We start from the raw sequence: 23307 nt of genomic DNA, 5'->3' as shown, positions 1-23307 counted from the left end.
CTCTCATTTGGTTGTTTTCCACTGGTTTTCGGCCGTTTTTCTGCTTTCAGCGCCGGGAATTGCCGAAACCACCATCCTCGGAGGCCGTTTTGCTGGAGTGGCACGGACCACAGAGGCTTTGCCAGTTGTTCCGGTCCCAGAACAGGACCATGTCGCCCTTGTGCGGAATGATGTGGTCAACATCAGTCGCCGCGACCACCTTGCCTGCCTGCTCACAACATCTGCACAGCGGGTGCTTGGCCAGCCACCCTGCCCTTGCCTGCTGCCACTTGTAGTTGTAATGACGCTTGGTGCTGCTCTCTCGAGGTTTGGCCCAGGTCGAACTCTTGAGCAGGTGTGCGTGATCATCGCAGTACCGAGCATTACGGGTCAGCGTGTTGCAGCCCTGTGCATTGCAAGGCTTCTGCGGTCTCAGCGGCACGGGGTTCCATCCATATAGGTGGAAGGCGGCGCATCGGGGTCTTCACCCTGATCCTCGGCCAGAGCTTGGATCAACAGGTCCTGCTGTCTCTCCATCCGCTCGAGGATCGCGGTCTGCTTCCTCATCTCGGCCAGCATCTCGACCGGTAAGCAATACACTTGCTCGCTCATAGGCCAGCCTCTTCATCTTGTTGAACCATTCACGCCGGGCGGCGCATCCGCTGCAGGCCATATTCACTTGCTCTGGCTACGAACGATCTGGGCGTCGACCTGGTCGGCACAGGTGTCCAGCAACTTAATGGCCTTGTCCTTCAGCTCCCACACATCGCCATTGATGCGAAGGTCGGCTTCGTCCTGGTCTACCCGCTCGCAGGGGATCAGCTCAGGGGCTTCAATTCTTACGGCCTCGGTCTTCGTCACCACCGCCGGCTTTGCTGCGCAGGCCGTCAGGAATAGGCTGAGCAGCCCAGTCACGAACAGGCTTATTGGTCTGCTTGAGATCTTCAAAGTCTTTCCTCGCCTTCTCGGCTTTCTTCTCGCTGGCCTTGATTCGCTTGGCCAGGTCGGCGGTGTACGCGGCGTTGCGCTTGGCTTCAGCGCGCAGCGTGGTGATAGTGGCCTGGCTCTCGGCATTTGCGTCGACTGCCTTCTTCTTCTCGCCAGACTCGAATGCAACCTCTCCGCGCAGGGCGACCACTCGCTGCTGCTGGATGCCGACCAACAGAAGGCCAACCAGGGCGACAATGATTGCTACCGCGATCGCCTTCATAGTGAGTCCGCCTTTTTGCCAAGAAATCGCATGATCAAGTCACGGATCGCGGTCACGCCGATAAAGCCAATGGTGCCGCCGGCAGCCACCGACAAGCTCGGTGGCCAACTCATCCACTCGATGATGCTACTGGCGGACAGGCTCAAGGCTCCGCAGAGCAGTGCTTCGAAGAAGATGCGCCAGTAGTTGGGCTCTTTGGCGTCATACAGCACGCGCAACAGTGTGATCGTGAAGGCCATGATTGCGCCCTGCCACAGTGGGTTCGAGAGGACCAGCCAGACCTGGGCCCAGAAGTCGGGGTTTTTCTCAGGCATGTTCAGGGACATCCGGCTGTCCTCCCTTTGGGGGAGCGTGATAAATCCGGCTCCAGCAGCACTCCCAGCTCGGAGCAATGGGTGTGGTGGGGCCGAAAACGAAAAAGCCCCGGCAAATGCCGAGGCTCGATGAACTGTAGAAAGCAAAAAGCCCAACTCTAGGGTCGGGCTTTGCTCGCGGAAAAACCGCAAAGTAACTGAAATCTATATGCAGGGACCGGGGCTGTCAAGCAGCCTGACGGCGAATATCTAAAGCTCCGTCAATCCACGCAATACCCGCCTTCCAGAGCCCGCGCGTCTTCTCTTCGCCGAAGCCCATTTTCTTGCCTACCTCCATCAGCGAACTGTCGCGGGTGGTGTAGTACTTCATCAACACCTGGCCGCATTCCTGATAGCGCTTGAGCAGTCGGCCCATCAAACCATCAATCATCAACGCATCGTCGTCGGTGATCATTGGCGAAAGGATGGTGTTCTCACGGGACGCGCAGCAAGACACGCCAGATCCCAGTACCACCCAGCGGCCCCAATGCTCCAGCAGATCCTCGGCGGTGCGTTCTTTAAAGCTCGGTGTGAAGGCCATGGCTCAATCCCCTGTGTAGTTGGTGCCGCCGGCGCCGCGGCGGTTGTTCTGTTCGTACTGCGCGGAAGGCCCGGACGGGGCCGGCTTGCGAATTCGCGCTAACTGATGGTCTGCGGCCTGGAGCCGGATGCTCAGTTGCGTCACCAGCACCTCCAGCGGCAGCGCCTCACCGGTTTCGGCAGTGACCCATCCCGAGGCATTGCACTGCACGCAGGCCAGCTCATGGAAGACACCCTTGATCACGGCGCTACCACGGCATGCAGGGCACTTGGCCAGGTCGAGTTGAGCAGCGCGGAATGCCGGGCCGTGGCTCTTATTCATGCCTCTGTAACCTCGGCTACCGGGACACAAAAGAATTCGCATATTTCCGCCGGACTGAATGCACGCTCACTAACTTGCTGAGCCGCAAGCAACCGCTTATGGGTTTCGTAAACATCGTCACCGTTCGGCAAATGAGGTTCGTGATGTACGCGGTACTTGTCTCCACCCCGCATGCGCACCTCAAGGACCGGATCATGATTCACGATGTAGATGAAGATGGCGCTGATATCGGCCGGGTTCACGGCGAGTCGGGTGCGCTTTAGGATCTGAATCAGCATTTTTAAACCTCGCCCTTGCAGGATTTGCAGTGCTCCAAGGGGATCAAGGTGCGGCGAAACGCTGGGCCGTGGGACTTCTTCATGGGCGCGCCCCAGCGAAGCCCTCAACAACTGCACCGGCAAAGAAGCACGCGATGACGATAGCTGCGACCCAGCCCGAATTGAACGAGACCGCCAGGCCCATGCCAGCAACGCTGATGATGGTGACGTAGTGCTGCCAGAGGCTGATGCTCGGCTTGAAAAGGTCTTGATTTGCCATTTTTAAACCTCGCCTATGGTTGATTCTTGAATGGCCTTGCAGCCCTTATGCTCTGTGGCTTCCAGCGAATTACCGGAATCTCCCGTTCTAACGCCGGTCAACCCGTGAATCAGGCCAAAGCCACGCTGGTTTAGATGCGCGTGCCACTTCTCCAGAGCATCACGCTTGCGCCCCATCACGTCGGACTGGATGTACACCTTCACGTTGTGGCCCATGGCATGGTTGATCAGCAGCTCTCCGATCAGGTGGTCGATGCCGATATCTGCCCAACCGGTGCGGGCCACCTTGCGCAGGTCGTGACTGGTCCACTCACCACGGCCCAGGCGTGTGAACACGGCACTGGCCTGGCCCTCGCTCAGCGGCTTGCCATTGCGCGCCGGGAACACGTACTGGCCGTCGTAGCCATTGGCGTACTGCCAGTCGCGGTAACGCTTCAGGATCTCGATCATCTGTTCGGTCAGTGGCAGGTGATGCTCGACGCCAGTCTTGGTGTGGTCGCCTGGAATGAACCACTCCCGCTCGGCCAGGCTGATGTGTGGCCACTGGGTCAACCGGCTTTCACCGATGCGCGTCCCGTGGCAGAGCATCAGCAGAGCCAGCATGGCGTCACGCGGGGTAGAGACGAACACGTCGGCCAGCTGCTCGAGCAGGTCAGGCAGCTGGACGCCACGCAGCCGAGACGGCTTGATGCCGACCTTGGCCTTGGAGAAGTCGCTGAACTTGATCCCGGTCATTGGGTTGGAAGCGATCAGGCCCAGCTTGAACGCCTGGCGGAAGGCCAGGGCCAGCAGCTGGAACACAAGCCGCACGTAGTCGATGGAAAGCGCCTCCTGCAATGGCCACATCAACTGGCTGTCCAGCGTGGCCTTGTCGACTCCATTCAGCGGAAGGTCACCCAGTCGCGGGATCAGGTGGCACTTGATAGCCGAGGCGCCGGTTTTCTTGCGCTTGCTCGACAGGTTTCGATCACGGGCCATACGCTCGGCATACCAGGACAGCAGCTCACCGACGGTGCCCCACTTCGAAAGACTGGAGCCCTCGCCCGCTTCCAGGCGCAGGCGAATGGCCGGGAGTGCCGCGACCACCTGCTTGGTGTTCAGGTCGGGATAGCTGCCGATCAGGTTCCACTCGCGCTTTTGGACCAGGTACCAGGACGCGCGGTCACGGGCTTTGGTGAAGCGCAGGTACAGACCGCGGTTGTCGGTATCGCGCAGATCGCGGGCGGAGCCGGCGGCTTGGCGCTTGATCTCGGCGTCAGTGATCTTTACGGCGGCAGTGGTCACGCGGACACCTCCCGCGACTTCTGCTGCTCTGGGGTGAAGTCGCCGCGCAGGGGCATGAGCCATTTCTGTCGGCACGGCCCGGAACTGACCATAATGTTCCGCTGGATGTAACCGCCGACAAGATTCTTTGACCCATCCAAAGACTCGACAATCCAGGTGTCTTCGCGGCGCGGATTGAACATCACGCCCTCATGTATGAACCTTTCCCCATGCGGCGCGACAAACTCGACAAGACGTACTGTCTTGCCGATATTTTCGGGAGCGCCTGAATTGACAATGAGCGCCAGGGCGCCCGGCTTGAAGTTATGACTCATGCGGCGGCCCTCGTTTGTGGTTGGAGTAGGTAGGCCCTGATTGCCTCAATGGCGTCGAAGTGCCCACGGCAGACGATGGCCAGGTAACCCTGATCGGTCAGCGCATGCAGGTATGCGTCCTGGGCCGGGGAAACGGCGGCGTCATGCGGCGCCGTGGCCTTGAATTCGATGTACAGCCCGAAGAACCCCCCGCGGGCCATCGGCAGCACCAGGTCGGGCACGCCCGCCTTCACGCCCTGCTCTTTCAGCTTGATTGCCACCAGCTTGTGCCGGTGCCCACCGTTCGGGACGTGGTAGATCAACTTGGCGGCGGCCGGATAGCGCAGGCTGATCTCCTTGATCAGCGCGGCCTGCTCAAGCCCCTCGCGGTCCACTGACTTGGCGCGCGCGGGCTTCGGACTGAATGGCTTCACGGTGAACGGCTTCAAAGCTTCACCTTCCCTTCACGGATCAGGATGTCCTGAGTGCGCATGACGCCCTCGGCCAGATACAACCGAACCTCATCGCGACTCAGCTGAACCGGTGCCCGCAGGCGACCGTCGGCGATATCGTGGCAGTAGCCGCAGGCCCAGGCGGCCTGGAAGTCATTCGGCTTCATGCCCATGCCGCAGGTGCCGCCCAGGCGGTAGTGCGCCAGGACAGTAGTGGACGGCTCGCAAGAACAGCCAGGGAACCGAACCTGGCAGTCACGATCACGCGCGGCCTTCGTGAGCTTGCTCATTGCGCCTCCCGATACTGAATCTGGCCAGCAGCTCTTGGCGGGCAGCCTTGCCATCCGTCTTGATACCCATCCGGGCGACCTGCGCACAGGCAACTCGCTCGGTTAGCTCCGAAGCCAGGTCGGCGGCCGACTTGTTGCCGTCATAACCAATGCCCACGGCGATTTCTTCAAGCGGGAGCCCCTGCACCAGGCGGCGAATAGTGATGTCGTATGCCCGGTCAAACACCTTGCTGGCCTTCTCCGGGATCAACTCGCCGAGGTTATGCAGCTCGCACTGCAAGGCAGCGTGACGGACCGCCGGGTGAGACCAGGTGCGCGCACCAAAACGGCTCGGGTGGGAGTTTTCCAGCGCCTCACGGAACGCCTTGTCGTGGGAAGGAATGCCCAGCATCTCGGGTGTCGGCTGGCACCATTTGATGAACTTGCCGACGCTTGGCGCGAAGTCTCCGCCGATCTGCCGGCAGTTCTGCAGCCCGTACCGAATCTGCTCAAGGGTCGTGATTCCTGCAACGATGAACGCCTTGATCCAGCTCCGCTTTGCGGCGTTCAGCGATTCGGCATCAGGCCAAGCCTGTTTCCAGGCCGGGAAAATCGCCTGCAATTCTTTGAACAGCGCATTCACGACGTCGGCGGTACCCGGCGGCAACTGCTTCGGATGAACCAGCGTTACCGGCGGAAGGTTGCCCATCGTGCTGAGCAGCTGTTCGGTGCTGCGTGGTTTCTTGATTTCCATCACAGATCCCCCAGATCGTTCGCCCAACTGGTGTCATCGAAGTCGGGCGCCTTGCCCTGCCCCGAAGCTTTGACGCGTTCGCGCTTGACCCACTGCACCAGCCGGTAGCACCAGCCCGCCGAGGTATCAATGGTTGCTGGCTTAGCGACGAAGAACCCCATGAACGCCCGAATCGCCGCTTCAGGGACCGCATCGGCAGGAAGCCCGGCGATGGTGATTTGATCCGACAACCCCTTCTCGTTCGGAACCCAGGTGGCGAACATGGCGAAGCGCTGGCGATCATCCTGCGGTTCGATGGCGGCGCTGTTCTGTTCGGCGAGAGCGGCATCAATGGCGCGCTGCTGCAGCTGCTCTTCGGTTCCTTGATGGTTAAGTGATGGATTGGGTGCAGCCTCTGCACCCCGTTCTGTTCCAGGCTGCACCCCGCTCTGTTGTTGGTTGCACCCCGCCGCGTCATCTGCACCCCGCTTTGTACGGGGTGCAGGATTTGCACCCCGCAATATTTGAAGGTCATAAACAACTGGGCGGCGGTCATGGCGATCAATGTGAACAGCTGCGATGGCTTGATTGCCTTTCGTGATGAGCCCGGACTGTTCCAAGTCGTCCAGCTTGTAACGGACGGTGCGCTCGGAAAGGCCGGTGTCTTGGGCAAGGGTGGAGGCGGATGGAAAGGCACCAGTGCCGTTAGAACCGGCGTAGTTGGCCAGGCACAGCAGCACGTGACGCGCGCTCGAGTCTTTCAGGGTTTCAGTGGGCAGAGAGAGCGCCCAGGACATTGCTTGAACGCTCACAGCGAAGCTCCGATATTCTTTTCGGCCAGGTAGGTCAGGCCTTTGGGTGTTACCAGTGGTTGGAATACCGCACGCTCGACGCCGGTCTCGTTGTCGGGCTTCAGCGCGGTGACTTTGTGCTTCATGTATCCGGTGCGAATGCGGGGCTCTGCCGCAACCCAGCGAGCAGAGCCACCACGGCGATAGATCCAGCGGTTGGCCTGCATCCAGTCGAAGAGCTTCGACGGGGGCATGCCCAGTTGCTTGGCTGCGTCCGTGATGCAGATCGCTCCTTCTGCAGCAGCAAGCCTTTTGATGGCCGCAACCTTCGGCGCTTGAAGCTCAATGACTCCAATGAGGCGCAGATTTTCCTCGGCATGGTCAGCCGCAAGCCGCAATGCTTCGGGGAGCGTCGTCGGTATTTGCGGGGCGCCCGAGCATGCCTCGAGTTCGCGCCAGCGGCGAACAACAGCCATCCGCAGCGGTGCGCTGTAACCAGTCAGCAAGCAATCCGTGTGCTCACGGTCCAGCAAATATTCGGTTTGATTGCGGTTTTGCCCGTCCAAATAGATGTGAGCAAAACTGCTCACATCTTCTTTCAGGTCGCGGATCAACGACTGGATGTCGCGCTTCACGTCGGGATGCCGCTTGCCGGTGAGCTGGGCTATCTCTCGGGAAGACATCGTGTGTCGCGACACGTTTTGATCTGGTCGGAAAAGTGTCGCGACATTGGGGGTATTGCTTGGAGCGGTATTGATGTTCATAATGGCCCCACAAGTTTTATTGCTGTTGAAAGGACCGCCCTGCCAGGCGGTTTTTTTATGCGTGCGATTCAGGCGGCCTTCAGCGATTCGCGAAGGATGTGCAACGCTTCAATGGCTTCCTGAATAGCTTTCTCGCCCTGGGCTTTTTCGTGCTGGCTGATGTGGTTGTCAGCGGCCGCGTCGAAGATCAAGCGACCTACGTCACCGCACTCGGCGGACAGATGGCCTAGGGCAACCATCAATGGCTTGGCAGCCGGCTTCTCACGGGCGACGAGTTCGTAGCCAAACTTGTCGGCGAGGGCCATCAGCGGGCGCATGTCGCCGGTGTGCAGCAGGACGCCGAACAGATGCTCAATCGTCAGGTGGTGATTAGAGTTGTCCGGGTTCGAGCGCTGCAGCAGGCTCACATGCGCAAGACACATCTTCCCGGCCAACTCTTCTGCCCCACTCTCCTTGATGGTGGTGTGGCAAGCCCTCAAGAAATCTTCCATTCGTAAAACCTCAAATTTGTTTCCGTGGTGCCGGCCGCCAGGTACGGCGATCATTTGTCTCTCGAATCAGCGACTAAGCGGCGTCAAATCTCGATGGTTGCGAAGGGAACGGGCGTGTCTCAATGCCCTTGAACGTGCCGTCGGCCAGCTCAAGGATTCGGATAGTCCGTTTCGCAGAAATTGCTTTGTGAATTGCGGGCGGGGTCATCCTCAAAAGCCGAGCGGCCTCGGACTGACCCTTTGCGGCCACAAACTCGTCAAGTGATGTCTCTTTCATGGTCGCGCCTCTGGTATGCATGGCGCGATATTAACCATCTGTTAAGTATTTATCAATACCGATGGTTTCTTCTCAGTGTTAACCGTTGGTAATAAATTAATCGAATGACCAGAAAACGACTTTTACCGCCAGATCGCCTCGCTGAATGCAGGGCGGCGCACGAACTCTTTCTTTCAAAAAAGAAGGAGTTGGGCTTGAGCCAGAGAAAAATCGCGGATGCCGCTGGAATTACCCCGGCCGCCGTGAACCTTTATTTCAAAGGGATCAACCCACTCAACGCGCAATTCGCGGCCATACTGTCCGAGCAGATTCAGGAGCCAGTTGATAAATTCAGCACTCGCCTGGCTGCCGAAATAGGCAAGCTGACGCGAGCAACTCCAGAGCGCGCCGCTATTACTTCGAACGCTGAGCTGCTTGGTCCTATCGATTTATGGGACGACGACACGCCGCTCGATGACGATGAGGTGTATGTGCCATTCTTAAAGGAAGTAGAGCTCTCAGCGGGCCAGGGACGCACCGCTGTAGAGCAGTCTCATAAGCAGAAACTGAGGTTCGGCAAAATTACACTCCGCAAACAAGGGGTGCAGCCGTCCGATGCAGTGTGCGTAACAGTCAGTGGAAATAGCATGGAACCTGTCCTTCCCGACGGGAGCACCGTAGGCGTGGACCAGGGAACAACGTCCATTACTGACGGCAAGATGTATGCGATCGACCACGGCGGGCAATTGCGGGTAAAGACGTTGTACCGGTTGCCAGGGGGCGGCATCCGAATGCGAAGCTTCAACAGGGACGAGCATCCCGATGAGGAATATTCTGCCATCGAAATGATTGAGAATGAGATCATGGTGATAGGCCGTGTGTTCTGGTCTTCCGCCCTCTGGTAGAGCTATAGCCTCACCACACAAATAAAAGATCCCGCCTTTGAGCGGGATTTTTTTCGCCTATCGAAAATTAATTAACCATCGGTATTGACGACTTAATAAACCGATGGTTAACTACGTCCATCGAGTCACCTAACAGGGGCTCGCCAGCGCCTCAGGGCACTGACCGCTCTTTAACAGCCAGCGCAACATACAACAGACCGCATTGCCTCTACCGGCGACCGGCGAGCAGACAGGCCCGAAAGCCTGCCAACGACAGGGAAAACCTTGTGCGGCTGCTCGATGGTGAAACGCCAGAACTGAGTGAGTGACCCGGCAAGCAATGCGCACCGCCCCTTCCGGCGGCAATAGGAGGGAAAGCATCACTTCTGCACCTTGGCAACAGGGTGCAGAGGGATGACAACCGACGAGGAATCGAACATGCAAGCAGCAGCGCAAGCACAAGTTACCATCCCTGAAATCGGCGCTGTATGGCCCGGGCAGGGCGGCATCTACGGCGGCCTTCGCCAGTATCCAGAAGGCCTTTGCCACGTCATCTACGCGGCTCAGGACGTGCCGGGGCGCCACGCTTACGGCGATTACGGTGTGGATGTCGAGGCGGCGAGCCGAAACGACGGCCGCGCCAATACCGAGATTCTGATAAGCCGAGACGGCAAGCACCCCGCCGCGATCGCGGTCACCGCTTACACCGCTGATGGTCATTCGGATTTCTACCTGCCTTCTATTGGCGAGTTGCACCACGCCTGGCAGTTCGCTCCCGAGTCGTTCAGCGAAGAGTGGTATTACCTTTCGTCAACGCAGCGCTCCGCCAACGGCGCCTACAGCGTGGACTTTGGAGATGGCTGGCTCTTCATCAGCGACAAGAACGACGAGCGGCTCGCGCGCCCTGTCCGCAGATTCCTTCAATAATTCATTTCTTCAGTTCTTTTGGAACAACCAGCGCGGAGGATTGGCAGCCATGTAAACGACACCGAAGACCTTCCAGCGAAGGCACCCAGCGCTCACATACGGAGGCGTTTGTGACGCAATCGAAGCCCGGTCCCGATCGGGCTTTTTTACGCCTCGCCTTTATCCGTCAGCTCCCCCCCCCTGGGCCCACCGGCACACACCAGGCGATCAGGGCGCTGACGAATAAACGCAACCAACCATAAGGAATCGTGATGAACCACACCATTCGCCAAAAACAAGCGGTCCTGCAGGCGTTGCGGGATCGGTTTGCAATGTCCACCACGGACATGTACGCGATGATCGGTCGCGAAGAGCCTGTGAAGGCGCCCCGTTTCAACGTGGTGCCGCTCGGCAAGAACCTGTTCGACGTGGTGGAGCGGTCCACCGGCGTTTCCCGAGGCGCACGCACCGGGCACGACGGCGCATGTCAGTACGCCGACCAGCTTGAGCACAACGCTGACTTCTTCGCTGCCGCCAAGGCCACGTCGAAACGCTTCGGTTGGCGGATGGTGCGCTGGACGGCCGGCTTCTCGGCGCTGCTTGTGTTGTTCGCCTATTACGGTGCGCAGCCATGATCGGCGAGCCAATGCCGGATCCGCGGCACTCGATCATCGACAACCTGAACCAGCAGCTGGAAGCGTTCTTCGGCTCCGGAAAGTCAGTGCAAGTGATCCCGTCAGGTGTCAGCGCAGACGCGCCGTTCTTCGGCACCAACTCCCACCAGCTGAAGCTGCGGGCAGAGCGCGACAAGCTGGCACCCGCCGTGCGCGCCGAAGCGGCAAAGGGCGTCGTAGCCAGCGTGGCTGCAAAGAACCTGGGCATGCACATCAAGCGCGTGACGCTGATCGCCCAGGAGAACGGCTTCAGGTTCGCCGACAACCCATGAGGCGCATCAGCAAAATCACCGCCGCGCGCCGGCGGCCGACATGGCTGGCGGTACCGGCGACAGCAATCGACGAGGTAGGCCATGGCCGAGGAAGAACAGCAGCCGACGGCGGAAGCACTGAAGCAGCGCCGCAAGCGCGAGAAGGCAGCAGCGAAAGACGCTGCGTTGGGCGTAGAGAAGTTTACGGTTGAGGTGGCCGGCATTTTCAAGGCCGACCTCAAGCGACTGATGAAGCAGCACGGCTTCAATAACCAGCAGGAGGTGCACCAGACCCTGCTGCGCAACGTGATAGCCGCCGACTTCGAAACGGCGGCGCAGATGCTCAAATGTGTCACGACACCTTATGTCGTGACTGAAAAGGTGTCGCGGATCATCCGGGACGCTGGCCTGAAGTCTCTCGCCGACGACCCGCCAGAGCCTGATGACGAAATCGAAACACCAGCATAACCCATCCTACTCGCTGCATCCGGTAACCGGAGGGCGGCGCTTACCCGGAGTAACCCTATGACCAAGCAAGCACAGCAAACAGTACTCGCCGCAGAACTCCCTGAGCGCGGCCAACCGCTGGCCGGCGGCGTGTTCGTCACCCGCTACTGGCTCAACGGCACAGAGCGCGCCCTGATCCTGCTGCCCGACGAGCTCAGTGGCCCTTGGGGCGAGTACGGTGTGAAGATCGAAGGCGCCGACAGCTACAGCGACGGCGAGGCCAACACCCGGGCGATGGCCGAGGCCGGCAGTGTGATCGCCGTGAAGGCCCTGGAGTTGGATGGCTTCATCCCATCTTGCCTTGAGGGCCAACTGCTGATGGCGGCCAAGGCTGATGGACTGGTGGAGCTTAACGAAGAGCGCTACCACCACCTGAGCACGCAGCGCTCCGCCTACAGCGCCTACAGCATGGACTTTGGAGTTGGCTGGCTCAACGACGACGACAAGAGCTACGAGCGGCTCGCGCGCCCTGTCCGCAGCCTCCCTATTCAGTAATTCATTTCTTCATTCGTTTTGCAGGTGATTCCCGGGAGCGCCAGGACGGCGCTCAGACCGGAAGCACGTCGGGAAGCGCCGGCAACCTGCACCCTTATCCCGCTCACAGGAGCATCTCATGCGCGCCAATGAACTGACCACGTACACCCGTGGAGATCTGACTATCAGCAGCCCGGACGAAGGGGTGGTGCTAAAGCTGGCAACCCTGGCCATCGCGGCGGCGCCAGCTGTTGCTGCAAGTAGCATCCCGGCCATAGGCGAATACTGGCCCGGTGAAGGCGGCGTGAACGGCGGCCTGTTCCCGGGCGGCGACAAGCCCTACTACCTGATCGTTCCGACCGGCAGCGATGCCGAGGCCGCCCATGAGTGGGGCGGCTATGGCGACGAGCTCAATGGCGCCAACAGCCCCTGGGACGGCCAGGCAAACACGGCTGACCTGGTAAGCGTCGATACCTCGCACCCGGCCGCCCAGTTCTGTGCAGCTTTCGAGCGCGACGGGCACAAGGACTTCTACCTCATGGCTCGCCGTGAAGCGTCCTTCCTCGAAATCACGGTGCCGGACGTGTTCACCAAGGCCTACCACTGGACGAGCACGCAGCGCTCCGCCGACTTCGCCTACAGCATGGACTTTGAAGATGGCTGGCTCACCAGCATCGCCAAGGACCTCGAGCGGCTCGCGCGCCCTGTCCGCAGAAAGTTTATTTGATCATTCAATTCTTCATTCATGGGTGCGATAGCGCCCTTGCTTCTCAGGGAGGCCAGGGATGGCGCTGCATACGGATTTGGAAATCCACAAGGTTGCCGAGGAACTGCTCGGGCTTTCGCTTGACCTGGTGCGCAATATCCCGCGCGACCTGAAACAGGTTGTCGGGGCGAAGATCCGGGATGAGTGCTTGCAGGTCCTGGTGCTGATCGGCCGGGCCAACATGACCAGGGACAAACTGCCTCAGATAAACCTGCTGCTGGAAAGCATCTGGATGCTCAACTACTTGCTGCGCGCCCTCACCAACAGAGGGTTGATCAGCAAGGGGCAGCACGCCAAGGCAATGATGATGACGGCCTCAGTTGGCCGCCAGGCAAACGCCTGGAAGAAATCCGCAACCGCGCCCGCTGCTTGAGGGTCAAGGCCCTCTTGCCTGTGCGCCAAATCTGGTCGAGCCGCTGACCTCTGGTCACCGCCATGCGCACAACAGAAACCGCCGGTCTAAAGCGTCCGCGTAGGTCTTGCGCAGTTTCCAAGCTGATCGGCACTGCCTTCGGCTTGGCGATATAGATAGCTCGACAGGTCGCAGCGCTCCGCCAACAACGCCTACAGCATGGACTTTGAAGATGGCTGGCTCAACAACAACGACAAGAACAACGAGCGGCTCGCGCGCCCTGTCCGCAGATTTAAGTGTTGCTCCCTTCCAGTTCGAGGATCTCGTCCAGGCTTACTACGATTGCCGGCGCAACAAGCGGAATTCCGCAAGCGCCAGGCTGTTCGAGAAAGACATGGAGATCAACTTGCTGGAGCTGTACGACGACCTGATTGCCGACACTTACCGACCAGGCCGATCCATTTGTTTCGTGGTCACCCGGCCGAAAGCGCGCGAAGTTTGGGCGGCAGCCTTTCGGGACCGCGTCGTCCACCACCTCATGTACAACCATGTGGCCCCGCGCTTCTACGCCAGCTTCATAGCGGACAGTTGTGCATGCATTCCAGGGCGCGGCACGCTGTACGCCGCCAAGCGCCTTGAATCGAAGATCCGTAGCGCCAGCGAGAACTGGTCGAAGCCGATCTTCTACCTGAAGTGCGACCTGGCAAACTTTTTCGTCGCCATCGATAAGGCCGTGCTGCGCAAGCAGCTGGAGGCCAGGATCACCGAACCCTGGTGGTTGGCCCTGGCGACGCAGATCCTCATGCACGACCCACGCGAGGATTACGAGACCCGCAGCCCGGCTCACCTGTTCAATCGGGTGCCGCAGCATAAGCGCCTAGTGGCCCAACCCGCCCACCTCGGCCTGCCGATCGGCAACCTGTCATCGCAGTTCTTCGCCAACGTCTACCTCGACGCCCTGGATCAGTTCGCAAAACACCAGCTGCGCGCCAAGCACTACATCCGCTACGTCGATGACTTCGTGTTCCTGCATGAGCCGCCGCAGCAGCTCAACCAGTGGCTGGTCCAGGTCGAATCATTCCTGCCCAGGCTCGGCGCCAAGCTGAACCCCGCGAAGACGATCCTGCAGCCCGTGGATCGCGGCGTCGACTTCGTGGGTCATGTCATCAAGCCTTGGCGCCGAACCACCCGCAAGCGATCGCTGGCCCAGGCACTGAAACGCACCGCCGAGGCGCCAGCCGAGGATCTGCGCGAGACCGCCAACAGCTACTTCGGCCTACTCAGCCAGGCCAGCCACAGCGAGAAAGACCGGGCAGCACTTGCCCGTGTAGTGCTGAAGCGCGGCAACAGTGTCAACGCTGCGCTGACCAAGACCTACCAGAAGAAATAAACCAACCCCATATCAACGAATCACGCCAGCCAGCGAGGCAGGCGCACGCTTGGAGATAACCCCATGAGCATCCCTGCAAATGCTTTGAGCGACGAAGAGTGCCTGCACTACGCAGCACTTGAGCCTGCCGCCGCCGCTGAGCTGACCCGGCGTTTTACCGCGCAATGCATTGATCCAGGTGCTGAGGCTGAAAGTCTTCGCGATGATATCCGCATGCTCGAAAGCCAGGCTGATGATGCTGAAGACGAGCTGGATCGCCTTCGAGACTATGCCGAAGAAGCTCGCACCTACATCAAGCGCGCAATGAATCACGACGAGCACGAAGAGCTGCCGGTGAGCAAGCTTCTTCAGAAAGCCCTCGATTGCCTGGAGTAAGGCCATGACCACTTTTGCAGTGTTTGGAATGAGCGAGAACTGGGCTCGCGAAGAGGCCAAAGAGTACACGCCCACCTTCAAAAATGAGGGAGGCAAGCGCATCGATCTGACCGTCTCGCAATGGGAGGCGGAGGTAGAGGTGCAGGTGGCGAAGATTATGGCCGGTAAAAAATGCGTGCGCCTGTCGCCGATGTTCGATGCCCCCCAGTACGCCCAGCAGTTCATGGACATGGCCCGAAAGAGCATTGTCTGCCGCGACCTGAAGATCAGGACCAAGGCCGTCCTGGTAGACGCAAAGAAAAAGCCGATCCTGAATGCCAAAACCGGCGTGCCCAAGGTTGGGTTTGCTGACTGGGTTCCCGAGGCGAGCTACGCGGCCTAAACCATCCCCTCGCTCTGAAAACCGATAAAAACCATCTAACAAATCACGCCGCCTGGCTAGGATCCCCTATGTCCGCACAACAGATCGACGAAAAGAAACTCGAGCGGGCGATCCGCAAGATCAAGCACTGCCTGGCACTAGCCCAAAGCGCCAACGAGAACGAAGCCGCCACCGCGCTCCGGCAGGCCCAGTCGTTGATGCGCGAGTACCGGCTTACCGAAATGGATGTGAAACTGAGCGACGTCGGTGAGGTTGAATCGGCCCTGTTCCGCGCCAAGCGTCGACCGGCGTGGGATCAGCAGCTAAGCATCGCTGTAGCAGACGCATTCAGCTGCACAACCCTGCGGCGCCGGACGTGGTGTTCCACAAAAGGCCAAATCATTGAGTGCGCAACATTCGTCGGAGTTTCTCCCGCCCAGAACATCGCCCTGTACGCGTATGAGGCACTGCACACCAAGCTCACGCAAGCCCGCAAGACCTACTGTTCAGGAGTCAGATCTGGCATCCATCGCAGTCAGTATTCGGCAGAGACCGCAGGTGATCATTTCGCTCTGGCGTGGGTGTGGGAAGTTCAGTCGAAGCTGAAAGCGCTTGTGCCTCAGGCCGATGATGATCCACTCGGCCAGCTTGGCACCGGCCAAGACCTCATCACGGCTCAGGCGCAGGACAAGGCGCTGATCAGTGAATACCTTGCCGGCCAAGACATCAGAGAGTCCCGGAAGAGTAAAAGCGTCGAGCTGGATATGAGCGCCCAGATCGCCGGGATGCTTGCCGGTCAAAAGGTGGAGTTGCACGCCGGCCTCGCGCGCGGCGGCGACGAAACTCTCCTCCTATCCGCAAGCGCCTGACCTTCCCACCCTTAACCGCTCGGGCATGGCCTGGCAAGGACTCCCCGTGATCAACCTGTTCTGGCGCTTCGTCGCCAGCTGCTTGCGCGCCCGGCTGTTGCCGACTGGCTCATCGCCCGCGCTCAGCGCACCCCATATCTGCACATCATGTCGGCCGACAACTCCGAGATATATATGGGTCGCTGGTGGCTGTTCAACCCCTACTCCCGCGATACGCACAAGCCGGCGCTGTGGTGGTGCCCGTGGTCGTTCCGCGTGCACCACATCATACGGCCCGATGAAGACCGGGATCTGCACGACCATCCATGGAACGCCCGCACGATCATTCTTCAGGGCTGGTACACCGAGCAACGCCTGCTCGACAGCGAAGACCCTGTGCTGTCCGGTCTGAACGTCCCGGTCGGTGCCCAGGCCACCGAATACATCGATAGGCACGCCGGCGACACCGCGCGGCTCAACCACGGCGAATACCACCGCATCGACGAGCTTTCGCCCGGCGGCGTCTACACCCTCTTCATCACCAGCAAGTGGCGTGGTGACTGGGGCTTTCTGGTCAACGGCGTGAAGGTGCCATGGCGCACCTACACCGGCACAGACAATTGAGGTTTTGAGTATGAGCAAGGTAATTCAAACAGTTGAAGAGCTGGACGCAGTCCTGCATTGGCGCGGCAAGCACTCGATCGTGGTCAGGGAGCGTGATGGCCTGCAGTTGAGCCTGAACACGGCAGATCAAACCATTGACGATCTAAGTGCGGCTGTTTCCAGGCGCACGAAACGGGTTCGAGATCTGGAAGCGCAGCTGGCCTACGCAGTAGACGCCCTCAATGAGGTGGTCAAGGCCTCAGCTATGCACGAAAAGCCGTTTGAAATTGCGACCTTGGCTATCGGTGAAATGTCTTCTGGCCTAGAGCAGCCCGCGCCGGTAGCGGCGGTAACCATCAATTACGGCGCGCTCGATCCGGTGAAGCGGCTGGCTGTGTGTCGGGGTGAACAGGCAGCAGTGGTGCTGCCTGAGCGTAAGGCTTTGCCCGAAGTGATGATGGCGACCTGGCATGAAGCCAAAGGCTGGAACGCCTGCCTCGACGAGCTGAAACGCCTCAACCCCTCTCTGTAACCCCTCCCCCTTCAAAGTCAGCCGCTATAGCGGCAAGGACGAACTCGCCCATGAAAACTTACAGCGTGCTCCTGACCGTCGACGCATCGATTGTGGTCAAGGTTGAAGCCGAAAGCGAAGAAGAAGCCAAAGAACTGGCTGCTGACATCGCCGAGGTGCCAAGCATCTGCCACCACTGTTCCAGAAACGTGCAGATCGGCGAGATCCTTGAAGCCGTAGAAGCAACTGAGGTTACGCCATGATCGCCACCCTCTGGTTCGCCTACGTCTTCATCTACAAGGGGCCAAGGCCATGAGCGAACAAAGCACCAAAGAATTTTACTCTGCCGAACAAGCTTTTCAGCATGCCGCCGATTGGTGCAAGCGCCATCCGGCATGGCGCCGGATCTGCGATATCCCAGACAGCTCCGTGTTTTATAAAACCTACGACGATATTTCTAAACGAGAGCGCGCCTACTGGGAAAATAACGGCGGCGAAGAATGTTGGCGGGAATTCGGGACCGCGAAAAGCAAAGTGCCGACAGGGTTCATCTCCGGGAAGGGTGAGTTCTTTGACCACGTTCTCAAGGTGCCCCTCCATCACAACATGATGATGGTGTTTCGCGTTGGCAGGCGCTGGCAGCCATGAACTCGCCCCCTTTGATCAGCAGCCAGCGATATCTAAACCGCGATGTCATTGCAAAAAAGGCTGCCACCTTCAAGGTTTTCGTGATCAGGACATTCACCCTGGAGATTCGCGGCAAGCACTACCGCATTCTGCTGGATGGCCACCACAACCTGGCGGCAGCGCGCCTCGTTGGCGCAGAGCCAACTTGGAAAGGTCCGGCGGCGAAGTTTGAACGGATCATGAGGCGCATGTCGGCTGACAGCTTCGCCGCCTTCATGATCAACAACCTAACCGACAGCGACTGGTACTTCCACGATACCGGCGAAGTGGTTGCTGACCTGCTCGCGCCACAACTCTAACCCCAATCCCCCTACATGCCTGCCGGTGAGCGGCGGGCGAGGATATCTGCATGACTGAAAACCAATTCCCGTACGAAGCATGGGTGCTGACCGCCGGCTTCGCGCCAAAGAAAGTCGAGATCGTTGGCATCTACAGCTCGGACGGCTGGATGCGAGCCCAGAGCCGGAAGACCTACCACCAGGTGGATCTGTTCACCTCCAAGGACAAAGCCATCGAGGCCGGGTGGCGTCGATTGGATGAACAGTGCAGCGCTCTCCAGAAGCGCGCTGACGCCATCGCCAAGAAGAAAGCGAGCTTGCTAAGCACTCCGGCAAACCATAACCCACCTTCTGCCGCCCAGCGCGGCAAGGACACCCCATGTTCGCTATGAAACTCACCGTGATACTGCTGGGCGCTTTGCTGTACCTGGTAGCGACACTCGGCTGGTTCTTCTGGGCCGGGCCCGAACTTCTGGCCACCGGCACCACCGAGGCACTGATCTACGCCTTCTCCGGCACCTGCGCCTGGCTGCTCATCACCTTCGGCCTGGCCGTTCAAATCATCAAGACAGCGCGGCCCACGGCGGTCGTAGGGAAAGAAAAATGAGCAAAGTCACCCTGGATGAATGGGCGGCGGCCGAGTTCAAGACGCCACCGAGCCCCAACACCCTGCGCAAATGGGCCCGAGAGGGCCGAATCGCGCCGGTACCGGTCAAGCACGGGCGCAACTACTATGTAGAGTCAGATGCCCACTACCAAGAACCTGATCAGCAGCCCGCACGGATCGTCGGCGGGAGCCTGATCAGCAGAATAGAGAGAGCACGCAATGGCGCCCAGGCCGCGTAACACCGGGTCAAAGGATCTTCCGCCCAATCTCTACCGCAAGACCGACGCCCGCAACGGCGTCACTTATTACACCTACCGCGACCCAGTCAGTGGTCGCGTGTTCGGCCTTGGCAAGGACAAGGAGGCGGCCATTCGCGAGGCCGTCGCCGCCAACCACGCAGACGCCATCAAGCCAACGCTTGCCGAGCGCATCAGCACCCCGCCGCCAGCACCAGGCAAATTGTTCTCGGAATGGCTCGACGAATACCGCGAGCTGTTCGCCGAGCGGAAGCTGTCAGCCAGCAGCAATAAAAACGTGGGCATGCGGTTAAACCGTCTCACGGCAGTATTCGGTTCGAAGGGGATTAAGGACATCACGACGATGGATGTGGCCGATTACCTGACGGGCATGGCCAAAGAGGGGAAGGCGCAGATGGCCCGAGCGATGCGCTCGCTGTTGCGAGACGTGTTCGCCGAGGCTCAGGCGCGGGGGTGGGCAGACGCCAACCCGGTCGAAGTGACCAAGGCGGCGCGGGTGAGCATCAAGCGCGAACGGCTGACACTGGAACTGTGGAAGGCGATCTACGCGGAAGCAACGAAGCCTTGGCTTCGCAGGGCAATGGAGCTAGCGGTGCTGACTGGGCAGCGCCGGGACGATATAGCCTCAATGCTTTTCAAGGACGTGCACGACGGCTTCCTGCATGTCGTTCAGTCCAAGACCGGGGCAAGGCTGCGGATCAACACCGCGCTTCGCCTCGAGTCGGTCGGGCTGGATCTGGCCACTGTAATTAAACAATGCCGCGACCGCGTTCTGTCACAACACCTGGTGCACCATGCACAAGCCTCGGGCCGGGCAAAGGCTGGTCAGCCGCTGGTGCTGGACACGCTGAGCTCTGCTTTTGCGGAGGCGCGCGACAAAGCAGGCTTGAAGCTGGGGATAACTTTTGGCCGCCAGCCACCGTCCTTTCACGAGCAGCGCTCCCTGGCTGCACGCCTTCACGAACTCGAAGGCCGTGATGCCCAGAAACTACTCGGTCACCGTTCGGCCACTATGACCGACCTGTACCGAGACAGCCGAGGCGCTGAGTGGATCGACGTGGCATAATCGGTGGCTGAATTTTTGGGCGATATTGGGGAAGTTTTGGGGAGGATTTTATGCCCAATGAAATCAAGCACTTACATCTTTACGGCATCAAAGCCTGCGACACCATGAAAAAGGCGCGCACCTGGCTTGATGAGCACGCTGTGAGCTATGAGTTCCATGATTACAAAACGGCCGGTATCGACCGCGAACACTTGACCCAATGGTGCGACGAGCACGGTTGGCAGGTGGTTTTGAACCGTGCGGGCACCACCTTTCGCAAACTCGAAGACGAACGCAAAGCCGATCTCGATCAGTCGAAAGCCATTGAATTGATGCTCGCGCAACCCTCGATGATCAAGCGCCCGGTGCTCGATCTCGGTGACAGAACCCTGATTGGCTTCAAGCCAGATAGTTATTCGGCGGCCCTCAAGTAGGCCAGCCTTCCATTTTTGTAGAGGTAACAGCATGTCCAATTCCCTGTTCAGCCTGGGCTTCGGCGTCGGCACTCAGAACCGCCAAGGTGCTTGGCTGGAAGTGTTTTACGCACAGCCCTTGCTCAACCCGTCGGCTGACATCGTCGCGGCCATCGCGCCGATCCTCGGCTACACCGAAGGCAACCAGGCGATTACCTTCACCGTCACCCAGGCCCTGCAAATGGCCGACGCGCTCAAAGGCGTCGACACCACCCAGGCCGCCCTGTTGAGCCGCCTGGCTGAAAGCCACACGCCGCTGGTTGCGACCTTGCTGGCCGAAGACGCCGCCCTGACCTCCACGCCTGAGGCCTACCTCAAGCTGCACCTGCTGTCCCACCGCCTGGTCAAGCCCCACGGCCTGAACCTGGCCGGCGTGTTCCCGCAGCTGCCAAACGTGGCCTGGACCAGCCAGGGCGCCATCGACATCGCCGAACTGGCCGAACGCCAGTTGGAAGCGCGCCTGCGGGGCGAGCTGCTGGAAGTGTTCTCGGTAGACAAATTCCCGAAAATGACCGACTACGTCGTACCGAGCGGTGTGCGTATCGCTGACGCAGCCCGCCTGCGCCTGGGCGCCTACGTGGGCGAAGGCACCACCGTCATGCACGAAGGTTTCGTCAACTTCAACGCCGGCACCGAAGGCCCAGGCATGATCGAAGGCCGCGTATCGGCAGGCGTGTTCGTCGGCAAGGGTTCCGACCTGGGCGGCGGCTGCTCGACCATGGGCACCCTGTCGGGCGGCGGCAACATCGTGATCAAGGTCGGCGAAGGCTGCCTGATCGGCGCCAATGCCGGTATCGGTATCCCGCTGGGCGACCGCAACACCGTGGAGTCCGGCCTGTACGTGACCGCCGGGACCAAAGTTGCCTTGCTGGACGAGAAGAACCAACTGGTCAAAGTGGTCAAGGCGCGTGAGCTGGCCGGCCAACCGGACCTGCTGTTCCGCCGCAACTCCGAGACCGGTGCCGTGGAGTGCAAAACCCACAAATCGGCCATCGAACTGAACGAAGCGCTGCACGCTCACAACTAAGCAGCCACTCGATGCCCCAGCGGGCCGCACCTTCGGGTGCGGCTCGCTTATACGAGTCTTGAACCCCATGCTTGTGCCCTCCCCCTGGCGTGCCGACTTTCCAGCCATCGCCACCCTGCAACGGCAAGACCAGACCTACCTGGACAACGCCGCCACCACGCAAAAACCCCAAGCCCTGCTGGATGCAATCAGCCATTACTACGCCAATGGCGCAGCCAATGTGCACCGTGCCCAGCATTTGCCGGGTGCCCATGCGACCCAGGCGTTTGAAGACAGTCGCAGCAAGGTTGCGCAATGGTTGAATGTGGGCGACAGCGGGCAGGTGGTGTTTACCCACGGCGCGACCTCTGCGCTGAACCTCCTGGCTTATGGCCTCGAGCACTTATTCGATGCGGGCGATGAGATTGCCATCAGCGCCCTGGAACACCACGCCAACCTGCTGCCCTGGCAGCAACTGGCCAGACGTCGCGCACTGACGCTGGTGATACTGCCCCTGGACGCTGACGGCGTGATCGACCTTGACGCCGCCGCCCGACTGATCGGCCCGCGCACGCGGCTGTTGGCGGTCAGCCAGTTATCCAACGTACTCGGCACCTGGCAGCCGCTCGACGCCTTGCTCGGGCTGGCCCGCAGCCACGGCGCGCTGACGGTGATCGACGGCGCTCAAGGCATTGTCCATGGCCGCCACGACGTGCAGGCTCTGGGCTGCGACTTCTATGTATTTTCCAGTCACAAACTGTACGGCCCAGACGGGGTCGGCGTGCTCTACGGCCGCCACGAAGCCTTGCACCGCCTGCGCCACTGGCAGTTTGGCGGAGAAATGGTGCAACAGACGGACTACCACAGCGCCAGCTTCCGCCCTGCCCCCCTGGGTTTTGAGGCGGGAACGCCACCGATAGCCGGCGTGATCGGCCTGGGGGCGACCCTGGATTACCTGACTTCGCTGGATCCACAGGCGGTGGTCAGGCATGAAGCGGCACTGCACGATTATTTGCTGCGCGGCTTAAAAGCGCGCAATGGCGTGCGCATACTCGGCGCGCCGCAAGTGGCGCTGGTCAGCTTTGTGGTCGAGGGCGTGCATAACGCCGACCTCGCGCACCTGCTGACCGAGCAGGGGGTCGCCGTGCGTGCCGGTCATCACTGTGCGATGCCGCTGCTCAAGATGCTGCAATTGTCGGGGGCGATTCGCGTGTCCCTCGCGCTGTACAACGACTCCGATGACCTGGAACGCTTCTTTGAAGCGCTGGACCAGGCGCTGGAGATGCTGCGATGAGCTTGCCGGTGGATGCGGTGGCTGCGCTGGAAGCCTTTCAGTCGGTCGGCAGTTGGGAACAACGCGCCCGAATGCTGATGCAGTGGGGTGAACGCCTGCCCGCCTTGGCGGATGAGGATAAGGTCGATGCCAACCTCGTACAGGGCTGTGAGAGCCTGGTGTGGTTGGTGGGGCATTTGCACAATGGCCACTGGCAGTTTGCCGCCAGCAGCGAAGCGCGGATGATTCGGGGGTTGGTGGCGTTGTTGCTGGCGCGGGTGAATGGGTTGTCGGCGGCTGAGTTGCAGGCGGTTGATCTGCCCGGATGGTTTGCTCAACTCGGATTGTCGCGACAATTGTCACCGTCACGCAGCAACGGCTTGAATGCAGTCCTGCAGCGCATGCGCGAACTCAGCCATACATAAAACCAAATGTGGGAGGGGGCTTGCCCCCGATTGCGGTGGATCCGTCAACTTATTCAGTGACTGACACTAAGCTATCGGGAG

The 23307-nt window shown here is 60.0% G+C and carries 42 protein-coding genes and 1 pseudogene; 25 read left to right on the top strand and 18 right to left on the bottom strand.

Annotation, left to right across the window (positions count from 1 at the left end; translation table 11 throughout):
- Positions 1–46: 46 nt before the first annotated feature.
- From C4J93_RS06685 to C4J93_RS06600, 18 genes are all read right to left on the bottom strand, one after another.
- Positions 47–421 (bottom strand): HNH endonuclease signature motif containing protein, encoded by a 375-nt coding sequence (locus C4J93_RS06685; protein WP_124428921.1) that lies wholly within the window; start codon positions 419–421, stop codon positions 47–49.
- Positions 412–591 carry a hypothetical protein gene (locus tag C4J93_RS06680; protein WP_124428920.1) on the bottom strand — a complete coding sequence of 60 codons (180 nt, stop codon included), beginning with the start codon at positions 589–591 and terminating at the stop codon, positions 412–414. Before C4J93_RS06680 ends, C4J93_RS06685 begins: the two co-directional genes overlap by 10 nt.
- Before the next feature lie 63 nt (positions 592–654).
- Complete coding sequence (locus C4J93_RS06675) at positions 655–840, bottom strand: hypothetical protein (RefSeq protein WP_164485220.1); 186 nt, start codon at positions 838–840, stop codon at positions 655–657.
- Complete coding sequence (locus tag C4J93_RS06670) at positions 812–1189, bottom strand: hypothetical protein (protein ID WP_124428919.1); 378 nt, start codon at positions 1187–1189, stop codon at positions 812–814. The genes C4J93_RS06675 and C4J93_RS06670 overlap by 29 nt, the downstream gene beginning before the upstream one ends.
- On the bottom strand, positions 1186–1503 hold the full coding sequence (locus tag C4J93_RS06665) for a phage holin, lambda family (protein WP_124430849.1): 318 nt from the start codon (positions 1501–1503) through the stop codon (positions 1186–1188). Before C4J93_RS06665 ends, C4J93_RS06670 begins: the two co-directional genes overlap by 4 nt.
- Positions 1504–1729: 226 nt before the next feature.
- A complete protein-coding gene (locus tag C4J93_RS06660) occupies positions 1730–2083 on the bottom strand; it encodes an antiterminator Q family protein (RefSeq protein ID WP_124428918.1) in 354 nt (117 codons plus the stop codon).
- A 3-nt stretch (positions 2084–2086) separates the two neighbouring features.
- A complete protein-coding gene (locus C4J93_RS06655; RefSeq protein ID WP_124428917.1) occupies positions 2087–2404 on the bottom strand; it encodes a hypothetical protein in 318 nt (105 codons plus the stop codon).
- Entirely contained in the window at positions 2401–2682 is a 282-nt protein-coding gene (locus C4J93_RS06650; RefSeq protein WP_124428916.1) for a hypothetical protein, read from the bottom strand. The genes C4J93_RS06655 and C4J93_RS06650 overlap by 4 nt, the downstream gene beginning before the upstream one ends.
- 79 nt (positions 2683–2761) lie before the next feature.
- Positions 2762–2941, bottom strand: a complete 180-nt coding sequence (locus tag C4J93_RS06645) for a hypothetical protein (protein WP_124428915.1) — start codon at positions 2939–2941, stop codon at positions 2762–2764.
- Positions 2942–2943: 2 nt separating this feature from the next.
- Complete coding sequence (locus tag C4J93_RS06640; RefSeq protein ID WP_256660158.1) at positions 2944–4224, bottom strand: site-specific integrase; 1281 nt, start codon at positions 4222–4224, stop codon at positions 2944–2946.
- Positions 4221–4538 carry a hypothetical protein gene (locus C4J93_RS06635; RefSeq protein WP_124428913.1) on the bottom strand — a complete coding sequence of 106 codons (318 nt, stop codon included), beginning with the start codon at positions 4536–4538 and terminating at the stop codon, positions 4221–4223. Before C4J93_RS06635 ends, C4J93_RS06640 begins: the two co-directional genes overlap by 4 nt.
- Entirely contained in the window at positions 4535–4966 is a 432-nt protein-coding gene (locus C4J93_RS06630) for a VRR-NUC domain-containing protein (RefSeq protein ID WP_124428912.1), read from the bottom strand. The genes C4J93_RS06635 and C4J93_RS06630 overlap by 4 nt, the downstream gene beginning before the upstream one ends.
- Positions 4963–5259 (bottom strand): DUF1364 domain-containing protein, encoded by a 297-nt coding sequence (locus tag C4J93_RS06625; RefSeq protein WP_124428911.1) that lies wholly within the window; start codon positions 5257–5259, stop codon positions 4963–4965. Before C4J93_RS06625 ends, C4J93_RS06630 begins: the two co-directional genes overlap by 4 nt.
- On the bottom strand, positions 5231–5992 hold the full coding sequence (locus C4J93_RS06620) for a replication protein P (RefSeq protein WP_124428910.1): 762 nt from the start codon (positions 5990–5992) through the stop codon (positions 5231–5233). The genes C4J93_RS06625 and C4J93_RS06620 overlap by 29 nt, the downstream gene beginning before the upstream one ends.
- Positions 5992–6768 carry a helix-turn-helix domain-containing protein gene (locus tag C4J93_RS06615; protein WP_124430848.1) on the bottom strand — a complete coding sequence of 259 codons (777 nt, stop codon included), beginning with the start codon at positions 6766–6768 and terminating at the stop codon, positions 5992–5994. The genes C4J93_RS06620 and C4J93_RS06615 overlap by 1 nt, the downstream gene beginning before the upstream one ends.
- An 11-nt stretch (positions 6769–6779) precedes the next feature.
- Positions 6780–7445 (bottom strand): phage regulatory protein/antirepressor Ant, encoded by a 666-nt coding sequence (locus tag C4J93_RS06610; RefSeq protein WP_124430847.1) that lies wholly within the window; start codon positions 7443–7445, stop codon positions 6780–6782.
- 149 nt (positions 7446–7594) lie between these two features.
- Positions 7595–8017 (bottom strand): phage regulatory CII family protein, encoded by a 423-nt coding sequence (locus tag C4J93_RS06605; RefSeq protein WP_124428909.1) that lies wholly within the window; start codon positions 8015–8017, stop codon positions 7595–7597.
- Positions 8018–8090: 73 nt separating this feature from the next.
- Entirely contained in the window at positions 8091–8294 is a 204-nt protein-coding gene (locus C4J93_RS06600; RefSeq protein WP_124428908.1) for a Cro/CI family transcriptional regulator, read from the bottom strand.
- 194 nt (positions 8295–8488) lie between these two features.
- Here C4J93_RS06600 and C4J93_RS06595 point away from each other — a divergent pair, with 194 nt between their 5' ends.
- The 25 genes and pseudogenes from C4J93_RS06595 (at position 8489) to C4J93_RS06475 (ending at position 23226) form a co-directional block, all read left to right on the top strand.
- The gene (locus C4J93_RS06595) at positions 8489–9178 is read left to right on the top strand and encodes a S24 family peptidase (protein WP_372238162.1); all 690 of its coding nucleotides are present in this window, start codon (positions 8489–8491) and stop codon (positions 9176–9178) included.
- 393 nt (positions 9179–9571) lie between these two features.
- The gene (locus C4J93_RS06590; protein ID WP_256660157.1) at positions 9572–10084 is read left to right on the top strand and encodes a DUF1566 domain-containing protein; all 513 of its coding nucleotides are present in this window, start codon (positions 9572–9574) and stop codon (positions 10082–10084) included.
- Between the two features lie 251 nt (positions 10085–10335).
- On the top strand, positions 10336–10698 hold the full coding sequence (locus C4J93_RS06585) for a hypothetical protein (protein ID WP_124428906.1): 363 nt from the start codon (positions 10336–10338) through the stop codon (positions 10696–10698).
- Positions 10695–11009 carry a hypothetical protein gene (locus C4J93_RS06580; protein ID WP_124428905.1) on the top strand — a complete coding sequence of 105 codons (315 nt, stop codon included), beginning with the start codon at positions 10695–10697 and terminating at the stop codon, positions 11007–11009. The genes C4J93_RS06585 and C4J93_RS06580 overlap by 4 nt, the downstream gene beginning before the upstream one ends.
- An 81-nt stretch (positions 11010–11090) precedes the next feature.
- Complete coding sequence (locus tag C4J93_RS06575; RefSeq protein WP_124428904.1) at positions 11091–11456, top strand: hypothetical protein; 366 nt, start codon at positions 11091–11093, stop codon at positions 11454–11456.
- A gap of 57 nt (positions 11457–11513) precedes the next feature.
- A complete protein-coding gene (locus C4J93_RS06570; protein WP_124428903.1) occupies positions 11514–11990 on the top strand; it encodes a hypothetical protein in 477 nt (158 codons plus the stop codon).
- A 118-nt stretch (positions 11991–12108) separates the two neighbouring features.
- Positions 12109–12696, top strand: a complete 588-nt coding sequence (locus tag C4J93_RS06565) for a DUF1566 domain-containing protein (protein WP_124428902.1) — start codon at positions 12109–12111, stop codon at positions 12694–12696.
- A 58-nt stretch (positions 12697–12754) separates the two neighbouring features.
- Positions 12755–13108: a four helix bundle protein gene (locus C4J93_RS06560; protein WP_014717870.1), complete on the top strand. Its 354-nt coding sequence runs from the start codon at positions 12755–12757 to the stop codon at positions 13106–13108.
- Between the two features lie 211 nt (positions 13109–13319).
- On the top strand, positions 13320–14477 hold the full coding sequence (locus tag C4J93_RS06555) for an RNA-directed DNA polymerase (protein WP_164485234.1): 1158 nt from the start codon (positions 13320–13322) through the stop codon (positions 14475–14477).
- Positions 14478–14540: 63 nt separating this feature from the next.
- Complete coding sequence (locus C4J93_RS06550; RefSeq protein ID WP_177413527.1) at positions 14541–14852, top strand: hypothetical protein; 312 nt, start codon at positions 14541–14543, stop codon at positions 14850–14852.
- Between the two features lie 4 nt (positions 14853–14856).
- Positions 14857–15234 carry a hypothetical protein gene (locus C4J93_RS06545; protein ID WP_124428901.1) on the top strand — a complete coding sequence of 126 codons (378 nt, stop codon included), beginning with the start codon at positions 14857–14859 and terminating at the stop codon, positions 15232–15234.
- Between the two features lie 68 nt (positions 15235–15302).
- The gene (locus C4J93_RS06540; protein WP_124428900.1) at positions 15303–16082 is read left to right on the top strand and encodes a DUF2786 domain-containing protein; all 780 of its coding nucleotides are present in this window, start codon (positions 15303–15305) and stop codon (positions 16080–16082) included.
- A 46-nt stretch (positions 16083–16128) separates the two neighbouring features.
- Positions 16129–16685 (top strand): annotated as a pseudogene (locus C4J93_RS06535) (hypothetical protein).
- Between the two features lie 10 nt (positions 16686–16695).
- Positions 16696–17196, top strand: coding sequence for a hypothetical protein (locus C4J93_RS06530; protein WP_124428898.1), 501 nt, complete (start codon positions 16696–16698; stop codon positions 17194–17196).
- Between the two features lie 50 nt (positions 17197–17246).
- Positions 17247–17438, top strand: coding sequence for a hypothetical protein (locus C4J93_RS06525; protein WP_124428897.1), 192 nt, complete (start codon positions 17247–17249; stop codon positions 17436–17438).
- A 49-nt stretch (positions 17439–17487) separates the two neighbouring features.
- Complete coding sequence (locus C4J93_RS06520; protein ID WP_124428896.1) at positions 17488–17823, top strand: hypothetical protein; 336 nt, start codon at positions 17488–17490, stop codon at positions 17821–17823.
- Positions 17820–18161 (top strand): hypothetical protein, encoded by a 342-nt coding sequence (locus C4J93_RS06515; protein ID WP_124428895.1) that lies wholly within the window; start codon positions 17820–17822, stop codon positions 18159–18161. Before C4J93_RS06520 ends, C4J93_RS06515 begins: the two co-directional genes overlap by 4 nt.
- Before the next feature lie 50 nt (positions 18162–18211).
- Positions 18212–18532 (top strand): hypothetical protein, encoded by a 321-nt coding sequence (locus C4J93_RS06510; protein WP_124428894.1) that lies wholly within the window; start codon positions 18212–18214, stop codon positions 18530–18532.
- Entirely contained in the window at positions 18520–18747 is a 228-nt protein-coding gene (locus tag C4J93_RS06505; RefSeq protein WP_124428893.1) for a hypothetical protein, read from the top strand. Before C4J93_RS06510 ends, C4J93_RS06505 begins: the two co-directional genes overlap by 13 nt.
- Positions 18744–18986 carry an excisionase gene (locus C4J93_RS06500; RefSeq protein ID WP_057975987.1) on the top strand — a complete coding sequence of 81 codons (243 nt, stop codon included), beginning with the start codon at positions 18744–18746 and terminating at the stop codon, positions 18984–18986. Before C4J93_RS06505 ends, C4J93_RS06500 begins: the two co-directional genes overlap by 4 nt.
- Positions 18967–20070, top strand: a complete 1104-nt coding sequence (locus C4J93_RS06495; protein ID WP_124428892.1) for a phage integrase Arm DNA-binding domain-containing protein — start codon at positions 18967–18969, stop codon at positions 20068–20070. The genes C4J93_RS06500 and C4J93_RS06495 overlap by 20 nt, the downstream gene beginning before the upstream one ends.
- A gap of 50 nt (positions 20071–20120) precedes the next feature.
- Positions 20121–20483, top strand: a complete 363-nt coding sequence (locus C4J93_RS06490) for an ArsC family reductase (protein ID WP_124428891.1) — start codon at positions 20121–20123, stop codon at positions 20481–20483.
- A 31-nt stretch (positions 20484–20514) separates the two neighbouring features.
- Positions 20515–21549, top strand: a complete 1035-nt coding sequence (gene dapD, locus C4J93_RS06485; RefSeq protein WP_124428890.1) for a 2,3,4,5-tetrahydropyridine-2,6-dicarboxylate N-succinyltransferase — start codon at positions 20515–20517, stop codon at positions 21547–21549.
- A gap of 67 nt (positions 21550–21616) precedes the next feature.
- The gene (locus C4J93_RS06480; protein ID WP_124428889.1) at positions 21617–22822 is read left to right on the top strand and encodes an aminotransferase class V-fold PLP-dependent enzyme; all 1206 of its coding nucleotides are present in this window, start codon (positions 21617–21619) and stop codon (positions 22820–22822) included.
- Entirely contained in the window at positions 22819–23226 is a 408-nt protein-coding gene (locus tag C4J93_RS06475) for a SufE family protein (protein WP_124361600.1), read from the top strand. Before C4J93_RS06480 ends, C4J93_RS06475 begins: the two co-directional genes overlap by 4 nt.
- Positions 23227–23307: the final 81 nt, after the last annotated feature.

This window comes from Pseudomonas sp. R2-37-08W, assembly GCF_003851705.1.
Taxonomy (GTDB): domain Bacteria; phylum Pseudomonadota; class Gammaproteobacteria; order Pseudomonadales; family Pseudomonadaceae; genus Aquipseudomonas.
Note: the sequence above shows the minus strand (reverse complement) of the source record. Positions and strands in the feature narration are given on the sequence as shown.

Bases quoted from the DNA above. Each gene is read 5' to 3' on its own strand.
- C4J93_RS06680 (WP_124428920.1), bottom strand. From the start codon at position 591: ATGAGCGAGCAAGTGTATTGCTTACCGGTCGAGATGCTGGCCGAGATG.
- C4J93_RS06670 (WP_124428919.1), bottom strand. From the start codon at position 1,189: ATGAAGGCGATCGCGGTAGCAATCATTGTCGCCCTGGTTGGCCTTCTG.
- C4J93_RS06665 (WP_124430849.1), bottom strand. From the start codon at position 1,503: ATGCCTGAGAAAAACCCCGACTTCTGGGCCCAGGTCTGGCTGGTCCTC.
- C4J93_RS06660 (WP_124428918.1), bottom strand. From the start codon at position 2,083: ATGGCCTTCACACCGAGCTTTAAAGAACGCACCGCCGAGGATCTGCTG.
- C4J93_RS06655 (WP_124428917.1), bottom strand. From the start codon at position 2,404: ATGAATAAGAGCCACGGCCCGGCATTCCGCGCTGCTCAACTCGACCTG.
- C4J93_RS06650 (WP_124428916.1), bottom strand. From the start codon at position 2,682: ATGCTGATTCAGATCCTAAAGCGCACCCGACTCGCCGTGAACCCGGCC.
- C4J93_RS06645 (WP_124428915.1), bottom strand. From the start codon at position 2,941: ATGGCAAATCAAGACCTTTTCAAGCCGAGCATCAGCCTCTGGCAGCAC.
- C4J93_RS06635 (WP_124428913.1), bottom strand. From the start codon at position 4,538: ATGAGTCATAACTTCAAGCCGGGCGCCCTGGCGCTCATTGTCAATTCA.
- C4J93_RS06625 (WP_124428911.1), bottom strand. From the start codon at position 5,259: ATGAGCAAGCTCACGAAGGCCGCGCGTGATCGTGACTGCCAGGTTCGG.
- C4J93_RS06620 (WP_124428910.1), bottom strand. From the start codon at position 5,992: ATGGAAATCAAGAAACCACGCAGCACCGAACAGCTGCTCAGCACGATG.
- C4J93_RS06615 (WP_124430848.1), bottom strand. From the start codon at position 6,768: ATGTCCTGGGCGCTCTCTCTGCCCACTGAAACCCTGAAAGACTCGAGC.
- C4J93_RS06610 (WP_124430847.1), bottom strand. From the start codon at position 7,445: ATGTCTTCCCGAGAGATAGCCCAGCTCACCGGCAAGCGGCATCCCGAC.
- C4J93_RS06605 (WP_124428909.1), bottom strand. From the start codon at position 8,017: ATGGAAGATTTCTTGAGGGCTTGCCACACCACCATCAAGGAGAGTGGG.
- C4J93_RS06600 (WP_124428908.1), bottom strand. From the start codon at position 8,294: ATGAAAGAGACATCACTTGACGAGTTTGTGGCCGCAAAGGGTCAGTCC.
- C4J93_RS06590 (WP_256660157.1), top strand. From the start codon at position 9,572: ATGACAACCGACGAGGAATCGAACATGCAAGCAGCAGCGCAAGCACAA.
- C4J93_RS06585 (WP_124428906.1), top strand. From the start codon at position 10,336: ATGAACCACACCATTCGCCAAAAACAAGCGGTCCTGCAGGCGTTGCGG.
- C4J93_RS06580 (WP_124428905.1), top strand. From the start codon at position 10,695: ATGATCGGCGAGCCAATGCCGGATCCGCGGCACTCGATCATCGACAAC.
- C4J93_RS06575 (WP_124428904.1), top strand. From the start codon at position 11,091: ATGGCCGAGGAAGAACAGCAGCCGACGGCGGAAGCACTGAAGCAGCGC.
- C4J93_RS06570 (WP_124428903.1), top strand. From the start codon at position 11,514: ATGACCAAGCAAGCACAGCAAACAGTACTCGCCGCAGAACTCCCTGAG.
- C4J93_RS06565 (WP_124428902.1), top strand. From the start codon at position 12,109: ATGCGCGCCAATGAACTGACCACGTACACCCGTGGAGATCTGACTATC.
- C4J93_RS06560 (WP_014717870.1), top strand. From the start codon at position 12,755: ATGGCGCTGCATACGGATTTGGAAATCCACAAGGTTGCCGAGGAACTG.
- C4J93_RS06555 (WP_164485234.1), top strand. From the start codon at position 13,320: ATGGCTGGCTCAACAACAACGACAAGAACAACGAGCGGCTCGCGCGCC.
- C4J93_RS06550 (WP_177413527.1), top strand. From the start codon at position 14,541: ATGAGCATCCCTGCAAATGCTTTGAGCGACGAAGAGTGCCTGCACTAC.
- C4J93_RS06545 (WP_124428901.1), top strand. From the start codon at position 14,857: ATGACCACTTTTGCAGTGTTTGGAATGAGCGAGAACTGGGCTCGCGAA.
- C4J93_RS06540 (WP_124428900.1), top strand. From the start codon at position 15,303: ATGTCCGCACAACAGATCGACGAAAAGAAACTCGAGCGGGCGATCCGC.
- C4J93_RS06530 (WP_124428898.1), top strand. From the start codon at position 16,696: ATGAGCAAGGTAATTCAAACAGTTGAAGAGCTGGACGCAGTCCTGCAT.
- C4J93_RS06525 (WP_124428897.1), top strand. From the start codon at position 17,247: ATGAAAACTTACAGCGTGCTCCTGACCGTCGACGCATCGATTGTGGTC.
- C4J93_RS06520 (WP_124428896.1), top strand. From the start codon at position 17,488: ATGAGCGAACAAAGCACCAAAGAATTTTACTCTGCCGAACAAGCTTTT.
- C4J93_RS06515 (WP_124428895.1), top strand. From the start codon at position 17,820: ATGAACTCGCCCCCTTTGATCAGCAGCCAGCGATATCTAAACCGCGAT.
- C4J93_RS06510 (WP_124428894.1), top strand. From the start codon at position 18,212: ATGACTGAAAACCAATTCCCGTACGAAGCATGGGTGCTGACCGCCGGC.
- C4J93_RS06505 (WP_124428893.1), top strand. From the start codon at position 18,520: ATGTTCGCTATGAAACTCACCGTGATACTGCTGGGCGCTTTGCTGTAC.
- C4J93_RS06500 (WP_057975987.1), top strand. From the start codon at position 18,744: ATGAGCAAAGTCACCCTGGATGAATGGGCGGCGGCCGAGTTCAAGACG.
- C4J93_RS06495 (WP_124428892.1), top strand. From the start codon at position 18,967: ATGGCGCCCAGGCCGCGTAACACCGGGTCAAAGGATCTTCCGCCCAAT.
- C4J93_RS06490 (WP_124428891.1), top strand. From the start codon at position 20,121: ATGCCCAATGAAATCAAGCACTTACATCTTTACGGCATCAAAGCCTGC.
- dapD (WP_124428890.1), top strand. From the start codon at position 20,515: ATGTCCAATTCCCTGTTCAGCCTGGGCTTCGGCGTCGGCACTCAGAAC.
- C4J93_RS06480 (WP_124428889.1), top strand. From the start codon at position 21,617: ATGCTTGTGCCCTCCCCCTGGCGTGCCGACTTTCCAGCCATCGCCACC.
- C4J93_RS06475 (WP_124361600.1), top strand. From the start codon at position 22,819: ATGAGCTTGCCGGTGGATGCGGTGGCTGCGCTGGAAGCCTTTCAGTCG.